The sequence below is a fragment of the Gemmatimonadota bacterium genome (assembly GCA_016714015.1).
Lineage (GTDB): Bacteria > Gemmatimonadota > Gemmatimonadetes > Gemmatimonadales > Gemmatimonadaceae > Pseudogemmatithrix.
The window spans coordinates 127,688-141,790 of sequence record JADJNZ010000006.1; the positions used below are offsets into that span (position 1 = coordinate 127,688).

The window sequence follows — 14,103 nt, forward strand, 5'->3', positions numbered from 1 at the left end:
GCCGAAGGTGGCGCGGCGAGTGCCCCCGCGCGTCATCGGAGCACTCGCCGCATCATCAAAAGCATTCGGGGGCCCGGCGCAGATGCGCCGGGCCCCCGAAGGTCGATCAGGCGACTATATCAGGAGTCGCAGACCGGCTCGCCATCGCGCGTGCCCGAGCCCACCGTGATCTGGCAGGTCTTGGTCGTGCCACCCGGGTACGAGACCGAGGCCGAGAAGCCGCCCGTCGTCGGGGTGATGGTGCCGAGCGTCACGCCCGTCGAGCTGCGGTACGAGGTCGTCGACAGCGCGCTCGTGTACGTCGCCCACTCGGCGAAGTAGGCCTCTTCGGCCGTCACGAGGTTACGGAGGTCGGACTTCATGGCCGTGAGGTACGCCTTCTCCTTCGTGTTCGCGAACTTCGGGATCGCGATCGCGGCCAGGATGCCGATGATGACGACGACGATCAGAAGCTCGATCAGGGTGAAGCCCTTCTTGTTGCTCAGCATGTAGGCTGCTCCGCGGAAGTGGAGTGAGGGTTATGGCGGTTGACTTCCGCCAAGGAGAAAAGCAAGAAACCTGCCACGGACGCTTTCGTGGCCAAAGTGCTGCCGTGTATGGACTTGCATCCTGTGTCCAAGGTCACACGTCCAGTATCGGCACGGGGACGGCGAGGATTATGGCGATTTGCGGCCCCCGGAAGCCGCCGGCTTCATGAAGAGGACGGGCACCCGGAGCCGGGCCGGGGACTTGGAGACCGGCCCCCCTGCCCGCCACCAGCGGTTCCGGGCATCCACGGTGTCGTGCGCCACCAGGGACGACTCCGCCTTCTGGAGCATCATACCGAACGCCCCGACCGACAGCCCCCGGCCGATCCCCTTCAGGGCCTCGGCCCGTGCATCCGAGAGCCGCCGGACCTCCAGCAGGCAGGCCGTCCGCCCAACGGTCGCGATCTCCGCCTCGGGCCGCCGGCGAAGCACCCGATCATACACCGGCAGGGCATCGGGGCACCGATCGTCGAAATGAAGGACCCGGGCGAGCGACAGCTCCAACAGGTCGTAACCCGGATAGAGCGAGTCCGCGATCCGCAGGTGGTACTCCGCCCGCTTCCAGCTCGCGGCCGCCCCGAACAGCTCCCCCAGCGCGAAGTGCGACCGGAAGTTGTTGGGTGACTCGACGACCATGGTTGAGAAGAGGGTCGGATTGTCCGCCCAGACCAGCGTCCGCTCTGCGGAGTGCGCGGTAGCCGCGACGAGCACCACGGCGCCCACGGTCGGCACGGCCACGCGAACCCAGCGCGCCGGGTAGGCCGCGAGCGTCGGCCACGCGCGCTCGAGCACGCGCCCGATCACCAGCAGCACTCCCACACTCGGCAGGAACAGCGTGCGTTCCGCGATGAGCACCCCGGTCGGCAGGAGGATGTTCGAAATGGGGCCCAGCGTCAGGCCGGCCCAGAGCAGGCCGAACGCGATCACGCGGTCACGGCGCCACGCCCAGACGAACAAGGCGAGCACGCCCAGCAGGACCAGCGCCCCGGGCAAGTGCCCGAGCGCCGGCGCATCGAGGAACGGCACCGCCTGCGGCGAGTAGTCTGGGTACAGCGACGCGGGCCAGAGGAAGAGGCGCACGAACTCCGGCACCAGCCCGAGCATCACGAGCAGGCGACGACCGGTGGGCAGTCCGTCGAGCGCCGGATGCGGCGCGTCGCCGGCGAAGCCGCCGAGGATGGAGAGCCGCACGATGATGTACGCCACGGTGAGCAGCACGAGCGCCCGCGCGAGCATCCACCGCGTCCGCGCCCCGTCGGCCGACTCGGCGAAGCCGCGTCCGGCGAAGCAGAGCTCGGCCGCGAGCAACAGCGTCGGCAGCACGATGCCATGCTCCTTGTGGAGCAGGGCCCACGCGAAGCAGCCGGTGATGACGAACACCGTCCGGGTGCGCAGGGCACCCTGCTGGCGGTCACGCACGTAGGCGAGCACGGCGAGCAGCATCGGGATCGCCGTCCACATCTCCGACTGGCCGACGACGTTCGCCACCGCTTCGACGTGCACCGGATGCGCGGCGAAGACCGCCGCGGCGATGACCGCGGGCACGCGGGGCAGGAGCTGGCGGAAGAGCGCGAGCACCGCGACGGCCGTCGCGGCGTAGAGCACCACGTTGACCAGGTGGAACGGGAAGGCGCTCCCGCCCCCCACCGCCCACTCGAGCGCGTAGGCGATCACCGTGAGCGGGCGATAGAGCGAGTTCCCGCGTGACGGGCCCCAGTACGAGTCGACGAGGTACTCGCCGAGCCCGTGGAGCTGGGTCACCATCGGGTTCTCGACGATGATCGGGATGTCGTCATACGCGAAGAGGTTGCCGAGCCCGCTGGCCGACGCGGCGAGCGCCACGACGAGCACGAGCACGACCGACCAGCGGAGGTCGTGCGCGTTCCACGCCCGCATCGCCTGCTCACGGCGAGCGCTCATCGCGAGAGGTTGTAGCGGATGATGTGGCCGATGGCGGCGACGCCGTCGCGCCAGCCGATCTTCTTCCCCTCGGCATACGTGCGGCCAGAGTACGAGATCGGCACCTCGAAGATGCGCGCCTTCACCTGCGCGAGGCGTGCGGTGACCTCCGGCTCGAACCCGAACCGGTCCGACGTGAGGTGGAGCGAGCGCGCGAGATCCCCGCGGATCGCCTTGTAGCAGGTCTCCATGTCCGTGAGGTTCAGGTCGGAGAGCATGTTGCTGAAGAGCGTGAGCACCGTGTTGCCCACCGAGTGCCAGAAGTAGAGCACGCGGTGGGGTCCGCCGAGGAAGCGCGATCCGAAGACCGCGTCGGCGCGACCGTCGATGATCGGCTCGAGCAGTCCGGGCCAGTCGTTGGGGTCGTACTCGAGGTCGGCATCCTGCACGATGACGACGTTGCCGGTGCTCGCCTTGAGCGCGGTCCGGATCGCCGCGCCCTTCCCGCGGTTCACCTCGTGGAACTCGAGGATGTCGATACGCCCCGCGGCCTTCAGCTCCAGCAACCGCTCGCGCGTGCCGTCGCTCGAGCAGTCGTCGACGCAGATGATCTGCTTGCGCACCGGGACCTGGTGCACCTCGTCGAGGATCCGGTCGATGGTGTTCCGCTCGTTGTACACGGGGATCAGTACCGAGAGCACGAGCTCCGCGGCGGGGAGCGGCGTGCGGCCGCGGATGCGCGGCCCGGGGATCGAGGCGATCGAATTGGGCGTCAACTGGTTCATGGCACCTGGACCTTGAGCGTGCGCACCGGCACGCCATCGGGGGAGACGTCGACGAGCGTGCGCCCGTCGTCGAGTCGGGCGGCGCGCAGCGCCGCGTAGAACGGGCCGTCGCGCATCACCACGTAGGCCGCCGGACGGAAACGGCGGTCGATCCGTTCGAGCTCGGACCGGTGCTCGGCCGGCGTCTTGTCCACCACATGCTCGCGCGGCGTCAGGATCTCCACCGGCAGCACCTCCAGCCCGGTGTAGATCGCGAGCATCGGCGCGAGCTCGGCGGCGATCCGCTGGCCGTCGAGCGAGCGGTCGTCGTTCACGTGCCGCACGAGACGGATTCCCGCGCCGGTCATCGCGCGCGACGCGCTCGATTCCCAGCCCTTCGACAGCCCGCGCGCATTGTAGGTCGTGTGGCCCGCCGCCAGCGCCAGAAGCGCCGCGACCAAGACCATCGCCTCGCGCGGCTGCCCATGCCCGCGGAACCGCGCCGCGAGCGTCGCCACCCCGGCGACCATGATCAGCACCACCAGTGGCCAGACGACCCAGAGGAATCGGTCCACCCAGAAGGGCCAGGCGAGCACCGCCACGAGATAGCCACTCAGGGCGAGGGCCGTGACCGGTGCCCGACCACGCGCGGCGAGCGCGACCAACCCGCCGCCGAAGGCCGCCAACGCGAGCGCGGCCATCACTTGCCGCGTCACCCCGTCCCAGAGGGGCGAGAAGAAGACGCCCAGCATCACCCAGGTGGCCTCGACGTTCTTCCCAAGCACCTGATCGAGGAAGGCGAGCCCACCGTCCCTGTAACCGTCCACCACCCAGTCGAGGTACGGACCGTAAGAACCGAGCAACTCCGGCGGGAACGACGGGATCGCCCGCCAGACGAAGAACTGCCATGGCAGGAGGAGCACGACGCTGCCGCCGGCGACGATCAGGAGCTCCTTCCAGCGACGCTCCCACGTGAGGAGCATCACGCCCGCGACGAGGACCACGCCCCCCAACGTGCGCACCAGGACCAGTAGTGCGATCAGCACCGCGGTCCACACCGCCGGTCGCACGCCCCCTTCGCGCACCACGCGCTCCGTCATCCAGAGCGTCGGCAGCAACAGGAGGAGGAACAGCGGCTCGCTGAGCAGCAGGTTGGTGAGCAACAGCACCGGCACGGTCACCGTCGCCGCGAGCGCGGCCGCGAGCGCGACCCACCAGCGCAGGCCGAGGAGCCGCTGACCGAACACCACGAGCCCGGCCGCCGCCGCGGCCAGCACCACCGGGTTGATCAGCTTGAACCAGCCGATGTTCGACGGGAACGCCGGCGCGACCTTCCATGCGGCCGCGAGCAGCAGCGGCCAGACCGGCGGATAGTGGATCGCCGGCGGCGTGCCCGGCAGGTGCGGATACACATAGCCTTGCCCCTCGGCGAGCGCCTTCGCCGTCAGCAAGTAGATCCCGTCGTCATTGAACACGCCGATCGGGTCCGACGTCATCGTCACGAGTGCCGCGACGAGCGCGACCACCGCCGCGACCAGCGGCGCGCGGCGCTCGAGCGCACCGAGCGGTCCCCAGGGGCGCGGCGCGGCCCCGGCCTCGCTCACGCCTCGACCCCGTAGCGCGCGAGCTTGCGATGCAGCGTCGACGGGTCGATACCCAGCATCTCCGCCGCCCGCGTCTTGTTCCCCTGCTCCGCCTGCAGGACGAACAGGATGTAGGCGCGCTCGATCGTCTCGAGCGTCGGGTTGGGCGTCGCGCGCTCGGCCACCAGCGGCTCGCTCTGCCGCTCACTCACCCGCTCGGGCAGCGCGGCAACGCCGATCGTCGTCCCCGTCGAGAGGATCACCGCGCGCTCCAGCGCGTTCTCGAGTTCACGCACGTTGCCGGGCCACGCGTACGAGAGCATCGCCTCCACCGCGTCGTCCCCCAGGCGCTTGGGTGCCTCCTGCCGCTGTTCGCCCGAGCGCTGCAGGAACCCCTCCGCGAGGAGCACGATGTCGTCGCGCCGCTCGCGCAACGGCGGCAGGTGCACCGAGATCACGTTCAGACGGTAGAACAGGTCGCGACGGAAGTTGCCGCGCTTGATCTCCTCCTCGAGGTCGCGGTTCGTCGCCGCGATGATGCGCGTATCGATGGGGATCGGTTCCGTCGCGCCCACCGGAATCACCTCGCGATGCTGCAGCACGCGGAGCAGCTTCACCTGCGTCGCCGGCGTCGTCTCGCCGATCTCGTCGAGGAAGAACGTGCCGCCGCCCGCGGCGGTGAAGAGCCCCTGCTTGTCGCGGGTCGCCCCGGTGAACGATCCCTTCACGTGGCCGAACAGTTCGCTCTCCAGCAGCCCCTCGGGGAGCGCCCCGCAGTTGATCGACTGGAAGGTCGAGTCCGCGCGCCCCGAGAGGTCGTGGATGTAGCGCGCCACGACCTCTTTGCCCGTGCCCGACTCGCCCGTCACGAGCACGGTCGACTCCGTTGGCGCGACCGCCTCCGCGAGCCGCAGCACGTCGAGCCATGCCCGGTTCTGTCCCACCGGCGCGCCGGCACCCCGACGCTCCCGCTTGCGGATCTCCTTCTTGAGGACCGTGTTCTCCACGCGCAGCATCCGGTGCTCGGCGGCGCGGCGCAGGATCGCGAGCAACTCGTCGTTCCGGAACGGCTTCTGGATGTAGTAGAACGCTCCCTCGTTGACCGCCTGCATCGCGGTCTGCAGCGTCGCCTGCGCCGTCATGAGGATCACTGGCACATCGGGGTCCTTCGCCTTCGCGGCCGCGAGGACCTCCACGCCGGTGACCTGCGGCATCCGGACGTCGCTCAGCACGATGTCTGGCGAGAGCGTCTGGAGCTTCTCGAGCGCGGCCTTGCCGCCGTGCGCCACATGCGGGGTGAAGCCCTCCGCGCGCAGGAGGATCTCGAGGGTCTGCAGGATGCCGGACTCGTCATCGACGATGAGCACGGACGGGGACGTGGGACGGTCGCTCACGGGGTGGCTCCGAGCCCTGGCGGCTCGAGTGGGAGGAGGACGGTGAAGCAGGTGCCCGTCGCGAGGCTGTCCACGAGGATCAGCCCCCTGTGGGCCTCGATCGCGCGATGCACCATCGCGAGTCCGAGCCCGCTGCCGCCGGGCTTCGTCGTCGCGAAGGGCTCGAACAGCCGGTCCGCGATCTCGGAAGGGATGCCCGTGCCCTGGTCGCGGATCTCGATCGCGTGGACCGGACCGTTGAACGGCAGCCCCATCGGTTGCTGGTCGCGCGGCAGGGTGCGCAGCCGGACCCGGACCTCGCCCTGTGACGGGGAGGCCTGGAACGCATTGAGGATCAGGTTGAAGAGCGCGCGATGCAGCAGGTCCTCGTCCCCCTGCATCATGAGCGGCCCGTCGGGAAGCTCGAGCGACAGGCGCGCTTGGTCACCACGGTCCGGGTGCGTGCCAGCGAGCGTCGCGGCCCCCTGCACCAGGTGCCGGAGGTCGAGCGGGTCGCGTCGCGTGACCTGCACACGCGCGAAGTCCAGGAACTCGCTCAACAGGCGCGAGAGCCGCTCCGACTCGCGCACGATGAGCGCCGCGAGGGTCCGTTCATCCGCCGTCGCGGTCGGACGGCGCGACATCTGCTCGACCGCACTGTGGATGCTCGCGAGCGGGTTCTTGATCTCATGCGCGAGCGATGCGCTCAACTCCGCGACCGCTTCGAGCCGCTGCGCGCGCAGGTGCATCGCCTCGAGCCGTTTCTGGTCCGTGATGTCCTGGAAGATCGCCGTCGTCGCCTGCCCCTCCTGCCGCAGGTCCCCGCTCACCGACGTCGTCGTGATCCCGACCGGCACCGGCACGCCGTTGCGGAGCAGCGACCCCTCGCGCCGCGCCGTCACCACGCCGCCGGCGGCATGCGCGACGAGCGCATCGGCCACCCCCGGCGCCGTCCGCGCGATGCGCGCGAGCACCGGCGTGCCGACCTCCTGGTCGACCGCGAGCCCGAGCATCGCCGCGGCCGCCGGATTCGCATAGAGCAGCTTGCCGCCATGGTCGACGGTGATGATCCCTGACCGGATGTTGGCGAGGATGTCCGCCGCGCGCAGTTGCATCCGCGCAAGCTCCTCCTGCAGCCGCTGGCGTCCCTCGCCCGCCTCCTGCAGACGCGCCGCGATGTACCCGGTGCCGACCGCCACCAGCGTGAATACCACGAGCTGCAGCACGACATACAGCGTGAGCGTCCCGCCGCTCACCAGGAACGCATCGCCGACGTAGAGCACGGAGCCGAGCATCGCGAGCAGCAGCGAGCTACCGATGGGCAGCAGCAACGCCGCCGCGGCCATCACGAGGATGTAGAGCGCCGAAAACTGCGATTCCGCGCCGCCGGTCAGGTGCACGACGCTCGTGATCAGGAAGAGGTCGTGGACGAGCTGTCCGTAGAGGAACCCCTCGCCAGGACGCCGGCGGTTCACCTCGGTCCGCACGAACGAGATGGCGGTGAGCGCCATCGCGGTCACGAAGAAGACCGTCGCGAGGAAGGTCGCCTGGGGGTCGACGAAGACCGCCCGCAGCAGCGTCGCCGCGAAGCTCCCGGTCGCCACGAGCACACGCCCGAGGTAGATCCAGCGCAGCAGGCGGCGCGGATCCAGCACGGCGTGGTATCCTTCTCCGGTCCCCGGTTCGCGAAGCGCCAAGCGCCCTCTCCAGTGTTGCAATCCGCAACGACTTCAATGAGACGAGCGGTCTGGCGAAATGCAACACCATGCCGTCACTACCTATGAGCGATCACGCCCCCTGGACCGACGACGGACGACTCCGCGTGAATGCCCGGGTCGCCATACCAGCCCATGAGCTCGAGATCCGCGCGACCCGTGCCGGCGGGCCCGGAGGACAGCACGTCAACACCTCATCGACGCGGGTGGAGGTCACGTGGCGGGCCGCGACCTCCACCGCGCTCGACCCCGAGATGCGCGAGCGGCTCCTCACCCGGCTCGGCTCGCGCCTCGATACTACCGGCACGGTGCGCGTGGTCGCCGCCGACACGCGCAGTCAGACGCAGAACCGGGCGCTCGCGCTCGAACGGCTCGCGACGATGGTCGCCCAGGCGCTCGTCGTCCCGAAGGCGCGCCGCGCCACCAAACCCACCCGCTCCTCGAAGCTCCAGCGCCTCGACACGAAGAAGCGGCGGTCCACGCAGAAGCGCGACCGCCGCTGGAAGCCCGAGGAGTGACCGACCCCGTCACTTCTGCGGCGACTTCGTCCCGGGTGTGAACGTGATGCCGATGAAGACGGTGAGGAAGTCGGCGCGCGTCTGCCGCGGGTTGAGGATCACGTTGCCGCTTCCGTCCTCCGTGATGTCCCCCGGCGTCAGGTAGCGCACGTTCTCGCCGTTCCAGGTGTGTCGCACACCAAGGTCGAAGACCGTCGTGCCCTCGCCGAACGGGATATAGAGCCCGCCGAACGCCGTCTTCGCGAACGTGCCGTCGTTCGAGTTGGTGCTCGAGGCGAACGGCTCGTCCGAACTGTTCGACCCGCGCACGCTGCTCGAGGTCGTGAACGCGGAGAACCCGACGCTGCCGCCGAGATAGGGCATCACGGTCCGCCCCGGCACTCCGATCTGCCCGCCGAGACTGCCGCCGAAGATCGAGTTGGTCGTGGAGACATCGACGTTGATCAGCCCGAGCGCGCCGCCGCCGAGAGGGACGCGTCGCGTCTCGGAACCGTAGATGAGGAAGCCGAGGTCCGCGCGAAGCGCGATCGGTCCTCCGACCTTCCAGAGCACTCCGCCGCCGACGCCGCCGGCGAAGTTGACGTTCTGGGCGAACTCGCCCTGTGGGATGCCGAGTTGGAGCCCGACCGGGATGGCGACGGTGGACTGCTGCGCCGCGAGTGCCGGCGCCGCGATGAGCAGCAGGACGAGGAGAGCGCGCAAGGTACGCATCGGACGAGGCAGAGGGTGGAGGAGCTCGACGGCCCTACCGTCGGGACGGTCCGGCTGTTTCACCCGTCACAACCGCGGGGGTTCCGAGGGCCGCCGCGAGCGCGCCGAGCGCCGTGGCCCGCCGCGCTTCGAGCTGCGCCGCCCGCTGACGCTCATCGAGGACCGCGCGCTCGCGCAGGTTCACGATGAGCAACGAACTCTCGCCGATGTCGAAGCGCCGCTGCTCCGCGGCGAGGAGCACCTCGTTCGCCGCCAGCACCCGCGCCTGCCCCGCGACCTGCGCCTCCACCGCGGCGAGTTCGATCGCCGCGCGCTCGGCCGCGAGTTGCACATCGCGCATCACGCGATCGCGTTCCGTGGCGAGCTGCCGCGTGCGCGCCTCCGCGGCCCGCAGGCGTCCGAGTTCCCGGCGCGCGAAGAGCGGGATCCGCACCGACACGCCGGCCTTCGCATCGTCGGCCGCCTCGGAGAGCGCTGGCAACGAACCGAGGGAACTCCCCGCCCCGAGCGCGCTCACCTCGGCGCTCGCCGACGGCAACACCTGCGTCAACACCAGGCGCCGCTGCGCCTCGGCCTGCAACCAGCGCGCCCGCGCGGCGAGGACCGATGGATGCTCGCGCGCCAGCCGCACGAGTTGCGCGTCGTCCACCCGGCGCGCGCCGTCAGCCACCGAAGCCGCGCCGAGCCGAGGGCGCGCGGTGGGCGGGAGCGCCACCGCCGCCCCGTTCGCGTCCCACAGATGCCCGCTCACCACCAGACGCGCAGACGCGAGCGCGGCCGACGCATCGATCTCCGCGAGTAGGCGGCGATCCCATTCGGCGAGCGCCTCCACGCTGTCGATCGCCGCGACATCACCCTCCCGCACACGCGAGCGCACGGCGTCGAGCCGGAACCGCGCGAGCGTCACCCCGTCTCGCGCGATTCCGGCGCGCGCGTCGGCCTCGTACCAGGCACCCCAGTCGCGAGCGGCCTGCTGGAGCAGCCGCACCAGTGTCGCGTCCGCGTCCGCGTCGGCCGCCTCGGCCGCCAGCTCGGCCTGCCGCACGCCGGTGCGTCGCTCATCGGTCAACAACCGGGGCCCGATCGGGATGCTGAGGCCTGCCGAGAGGAGTCCCGTCCCCGGCGTCTTGCGCTCGGGATTGATGATCGCGCCAGCCGCCCGCTCCCAGCCGACCTTCACGTCCACCCCCCAGGGGGTCGGGACGGTGAGGCGCGCATCGACCTCGTCGTAGTAGCCGATTCCCTTGAAGCGCTTGTAGTCCCACGTCGCGCTCACCGAGGGATCGAAGCCGCCCCGCGCGGCGCGCAGGTCTTCCCGCGCCTGCTGACGCACGGCCTCGGCCTGTCGCGCGACCGGGTGCGCGTCGCGCACGCGCGCGAGGAACGCCTCGAGCGTCAGCGAATCACTCTGGGCGACCGCAGGCAGCAGCGCGAGTGCGAGCGCGACGATCACTTCTTCGCGCCCTTCGCTGCCGACGGTGGGGCGGACTGGGCCGGCGGGAACCCGTTCATCAGGCGCCAGAGCTCGAAACCGACCGTGACGTTCCGGAGCAACGCCCACCCACGCGCGCCTGAGCCGAGGCGCAACTCGCGCGGCCAGTCCTCATCGCTCGAGTCGGCTTCGACGAGGACGCGGTACGTACCGTCCGGCTGCGCGAACTGGTCGATCACCGCGACGCGGCCGCCGAACGTGCCCACGGCGACACTGGGCCACCCGCTGAACTGGACTGCCGGCCACCCCGCGAACTCCAGACGCACCCGATCGCCGGGTTGCATCAGCGGCACGTCACGGGCGGTCACGTTGAGGGCGACGGCGAGCGCCGGCGTCTTCGGCTGCACGCTGGCGATCGCCTCGCCGTCCTTCACGATCTCACCCACGCCGGCGCGCAAGGCGCGCACCACCACGCCATCGCTGGGCGCACGCACGACGAGGAGCCCTTGCCGCTCCTCGAGATTGTCCCGCCCCGTCGAGAGCTTCGCCACCTCGGCCTCCCCTTCGGCCGCCTCGGCGAGCGCCGAGCTCCGGTCCCCCTCGACCTTCGCGATCTTCTCGGAGTAGTCGGCCTCCACGCCGGCCCGATCCGCCCGCGCCGTCGCCAGTGCCGCCGCCACCTCGAGGGCGAGCGCACTCGCGCGCTGCGCCCGCTGGCGCGCCGTCTCGAGTTCACCGCGCGAGCGCAGCCCCTCGGCGAACAGCGCCTGCGCGCGGGACGCCTGCACCGTCGCGATCGAATCCTCCAGCTGCGCGGCCGCGAGCGATGCCGTGAGCTGCGCGATGCGATTGTCCCCCTTCTGCCGCGCGAACACCCACGCGCTGTCGAGCGCGACGCGCTGCCGCGCGAGCGCGTCGGCCTTCGCGCGCTTCCCGGTCACCGCGTCGCGCTTCGCCTCCACCTGCTGGGCCAACCGCTCGAACGCGCGCGGATCGAGGTACGCCTCCTTCACCTCGGCCAGGGCGATGATCGGGTCACCGGCGCGCACGACCGCGCCTTCGGCGACATACCAGCGCACGATCCGGCCCCCCACCGTCGCGAACGCCTGCTGCGGCCGCTCGTCGGGGCGCAGCGCGGTCACCTCGCCGCTCGCCTGCACGTTCTGCTGCCACGGCAGGAACAGGACGAGGAGCACGAGGGCGAGGATGCCCAGCATCCAGCGGCCGAGCGTGCGGAACGACGGCTGCCGCGCGAGCAGCTTGACCGAGTCGAGCGAGGCCGCGCGCTCGGTGTTGAGGTCGGGGATGCCACCCATCAGGCGGCCCCCCGGGCGGACGGGAGGAGGGCGGAGACGACCGGATCCGCGGCGAGCTGCGGCCACGGCCGCATCGCGTGCTGCGTCCCGTCCTGAAGCACGAGCACGCGATCGCAGGACTCGAGCATCTCGCGTGCGTGCGTCACCACGAGCAGGGTCCACGGCGCACCGCGCGCGGTGAGGGCCGCCACCAGCTCACGACGCGCGCTCGGCTCGACGAGCGCGAGACATTCGTCCACCAGCACCAGGCGCGGCGAGCCCGCGATCGCGCGCGCCACGAGCAGGCGCACGCGCAGCGTCGAGGGCAGCCCGCGCGCCCCGTTGGTGAGCAGGGTACTCAGCCCGCGCTCCATCGCCTGCACGGCGTCGGCGGCGCCCACACAATCCAGCGCGACCAGCACCTCCGCCGGGCCGATGCCGGGGCGCCCCAGCGTGATGTTCTCCTCCACCGTCCCCTCGAAGATGTCGGCACTGCTGAGGACCAGGCCCATCCGGTCGCGCAACGCGGCGGGATCGAGATCGTGCAGCGTGATGCCGTCGAAGCGCACCGCTCCCGTGTAGCCCGGCTTCAGCCCGGCCAGCACGTGCAACAGCGTCGACTGCCCGGAGCCGTCGGGTCCGATGATCGCCACGCGCTCGCCGGCGGCCACATCGAAGGAGACCGCGTCGAGCGCGGCGCGCTCGATCGTCGGATATCGGTACGTGAGCCCGTCCACGCGCACACGCACCCCCTCCGCCGCCGCCGCGAGCACGAGTCCGTCGGCCCGCTCGAGCGGGAGGTCCGTCACGCCACCCAGCTTGTAGACGGAGGTGAGCACGTCGTACACGTCGGCGAGCGAGGCGACCAGCTTCTCGATTCCCGCGAGCACGGTCACGATCACCAGCTCCGCGGCGACGAACTGCCCGAGGGTGATCTGCCGGTCGATCACGAGCGCGCTGCCGAGGACCAGCAGCGCGCCGGTCACGATCGTCTTGAAGCCGATCGCCGCCATCGCCTGCACCACGAGCACGCGGAAGTGGCGCTGCCGGTAACGGAGGTAGCCGCTCACGTGCCCGTCCATGCGCTCCAGCGCAAGCGTCGCGCGTCCTCCCGACTTGAAGGCATGCACCGCGCGCGCGACCTCTTCCAGCCAATGCACCGTGCGGTACTTGTAGGCGCTCTCCATGAGGCTCGTCTCGAGCCCGCGCGGGCCGGTGAGCCGCAGGATCAGCGCGAGCGTGAGCGCGAGCCCGAGCCCGAAGAGCGTGAAGTACGGGTGGTAGAACGTGAGCAGCAGCAGCCCGAAGATCACCTGCAGCAACGCCGTCGTCGTCCCGGTGAGCAGCTTGCCAAGGCTCTTCTGGATCGTGAGCACCTCGAAGAAGCGGTTCATCCGCTCCGGCAGGTCCTCTCGCCAGGCGCGCTCCACGCTCACGCGCGGCACGCGGATGGAGAACTCCAGCGCGATGCGCGCGAAGATGCGCTGTTGGATCGACTCGACGGCCGCGAGCTGCAGCACCTGCAGCACCCCGGTCGCGAGCGTGCCCGCGACGACGAACAGGATGAGCAGCACCACCGGCTGCAGCAGCAGCCCGCCCGAGACGAGGCCGATGATCGCCTGGACCCCGAGTGGCAGCGTGAGGCTGAAGAGGCCGACGAGCGTCGCGTAGGCGTAGACGAGGCCGATGTTCCCCTTCTCCGCGAGCAGCAGCGACCCGAGGCGTTGCATGGGCGTCGCAGGTTCCGCCTCCTCATCCACCGCGGTCGTCGCGATCACCACCGGCGTGGGGAAGAGGACCGCGACGAACCGGGCTCCGTCGGCGATCTGCGCGTAGGCGGCGTCGAGCGAGACGTCGATGCCATCGCCGATGACCGCGCCCGTCGGCGCATCAGTGGCGATGCGCACGGTCACGGTGCCGTTCGCACGACGCTCGACCAGCGCGCCTCGCACGCCGCGCTCGCCATCCGCGACGACGATCAGTGGGCCGGCCGCGCCGGCGAGCGCGTCGGGCCACTCCGAGGCATTGAACGTGCGGCGAAGGAAGGAGTGGCCGGCACGGTGCGCACAGTCGCTGACACGGTCAGCGAGCACGGCGGCATCAGGCGCCGAAAGATCGAGGCGGCGGAGGTCCTGCCGCCATTCGCCGGGCGATCCGGGCATACCGGTCCGGGCGAGCAGCGCCTCGGCGAGAACGAGAGCGAGCGGGTTCGGAGACATTCGTGTGGAGGTTTCCGGATAAAACTATTCGGAAACCGCTTAGTTCCAATGGGTCCTAATATTGGAG

The 14,103-nt window shown here is 70.5% G+C and carries 11 protein-coding genes; 1 reads left to right on the plus strand and 10 read right to left on the minus strand.

Translation table 11 applies throughout. The annotated features are described in order from the left end of the window. Positions 1-119 precede the first annotated feature (119 nt). The 6 genes from IPJ78_12835 to IPJ78_12860 all read right to left on the minus strand — a co-directional run bounded on the left by IPJ78_12835 (position 120) and on the right by IPJ78_12860 (position 7,801). The gene (locus IPJ78_12835; GenBank protein MBK7907428.1) at positions 120-485 is read right to left on the minus strand and encodes a prepilin-type N-terminal cleavage/methylation domain-containing protein; all 366 of its coding nucleotides are present in this window, start codon (positions 483-485) and stop codon (positions 120-122) included. Positions 486-656: 171 nt separating this feature from the next. After that, complete coding sequence (locus tag IPJ78_12840) at positions 657-2,447, minus strand: hypothetical protein (GenBank protein MBK7907429.1); 1,791 nt, start codon at positions 2,445-2,447, stop codon at positions 657-659. After that, the gene (locus tag IPJ78_12845) at positions 2,444-3,211 is read right to left on the minus strand and encodes a glycosyltransferase family 2 protein (GenBank protein ID MBK7907430.1); all 768 of its coding nucleotides are present in this window, start codon (positions 3,209-3,211) and stop codon (positions 2,444-2,446) included. The genes IPJ78_12840 and IPJ78_12845 overlap by 4 nt, the downstream gene beginning before the upstream one ends. Then, positions 3,208-4,794, minus strand: coding sequence for a hypothetical protein (locus IPJ78_12850; GenBank protein MBK7907431.1), 1,587 nt, complete (start codon positions 4,792-4,794; stop codon positions 3,208-3,210). The genes IPJ78_12845 and IPJ78_12850 overlap by 4 nt, the downstream gene beginning before the upstream one ends. After that, positions 4,791-6,167, minus strand: coding sequence for a sigma-54-dependent Fis family transcriptional regulator (locus IPJ78_12855; protein ID MBK7907432.1), 1,377 nt, complete (start codon positions 6,165-6,167; stop codon positions 4,791-4,793). The genes IPJ78_12850 and IPJ78_12855 overlap by 4 nt, the downstream gene beginning before the upstream one ends. Beyond that, positions 6,164-7,801: a PAS domain S-box protein gene (locus IPJ78_12860; GenBank protein ID MBK7907433.1), complete on the minus strand. Its 1,638-nt coding sequence runs from the start codon at positions 7,799-7,801 to the stop codon at positions 6,164-6,166. The genes IPJ78_12855 and IPJ78_12860 overlap by 4 nt, the downstream gene beginning before the upstream one ends. Before the next feature lie 125 nt (positions 7,802-7,926). On the opposite strand from IPJ78_12860, the gene arfB reads away from it, so the two are divergent. Further along, the gene (gene arfB, locus IPJ78_12865) at positions 7,927-8,379 is read left to right on the plus strand and encodes an aminoacyl-tRNA hydrolase (protein MBK7907434.1); all 453 of its coding nucleotides are present in this window, start codon (positions 7,927-7,929) and stop codon (positions 8,377-8,379) included. Positions 8,380-8,388: 9 nt separating this feature from the next. Here the strand turns inward: arfB and IPJ78_12870 are convergent, their stop codons facing one another. From IPJ78_12870 to IPJ78_12885, 4 genes are read right to left on the minus strand one after another with little or no spacing between them, the layout of a single operon-like run. Beyond that, positions 8,389-9,090, minus strand: coding sequence for a hypothetical protein (locus IPJ78_12870; protein MBK7907435.1), 702 nt, complete (start codon positions 9,088-9,090; stop codon positions 8,389-8,391). A 34-nt stretch (positions 9,091-9,124) separates the two neighbouring features. Next, positions 9,125-10,543, minus strand: coding sequence for a TolC family protein (locus tag IPJ78_12875; protein ID MBK7907436.1), 1,419 nt, complete (start codon positions 10,541-10,543; stop codon positions 9,125-9,127). After that, positions 10,540-11,838 (minus strand): HlyD family efflux transporter periplasmic adaptor subunit, encoded by a 1,299-nt coding sequence (locus IPJ78_12880; protein ID MBK7907437.1) that lies wholly within the window; start codon positions 11,836-11,838, stop codon positions 10,540-10,542. Before IPJ78_12880 ends, IPJ78_12875 begins: the two co-directional genes overlap by 4 nt. Beyond that, on the minus strand, positions 11,838-14,036 hold the full coding sequence (locus IPJ78_12885) for an ATP-binding cassette domain-containing protein (GenBank protein MBK7907438.1): 2,199 nt from the start codon (positions 14,034-14,036) through the stop codon (positions 11,838-11,840). The genes IPJ78_12880 and IPJ78_12885 overlap by 1 nt, the downstream gene beginning before the upstream one ends. Between the last annotated feature and the right edge of the window lie 67 nt (positions 14,037-14,103).

Coding starts and splice junctions, on each gene's coding strand:
- IPJ78_12840 (MBK7907429.1), bottom strand. CDS start 2,447: ATGAGCGCTCGCCGTGAGCAGGCGATGCGGGCGTGGAACGCGCACGAC.
- IPJ78_12845 (MBK7907430.1), bottom strand. CDS start 3,211: ATGAACCAGTTGACGCCCAATTCGATCGCCTCGATCCCCGGGCCGCGC.
- arfB (MBK7907434.1), top strand. CDS start 7,927: ATGAGCGATCACGCCCCCTGGACCGACGACGGACGACTCCGCGTGAAT.
- IPJ78_12870 (MBK7907435.1), bottom strand. CDS start 9,090: ATGCGTACCTTGCGCGCTCTCCTCGTCCTGCTGCTCATCGCGGCGCCG.
- IPJ78_12880 (MBK7907437.1), bottom strand. CDS start 11,838: ATGGGTGGCATCCCCGACCTCAACACCGAGCGCGCGGCCTCGCTCGAC.
- IPJ78_12885 (MBK7907438.1), bottom strand. CDS start 14,036: ATGTCTCCGAACCCGCTCGCTCTCGTTCTCGCCGAGGCGCTGCTCGCC.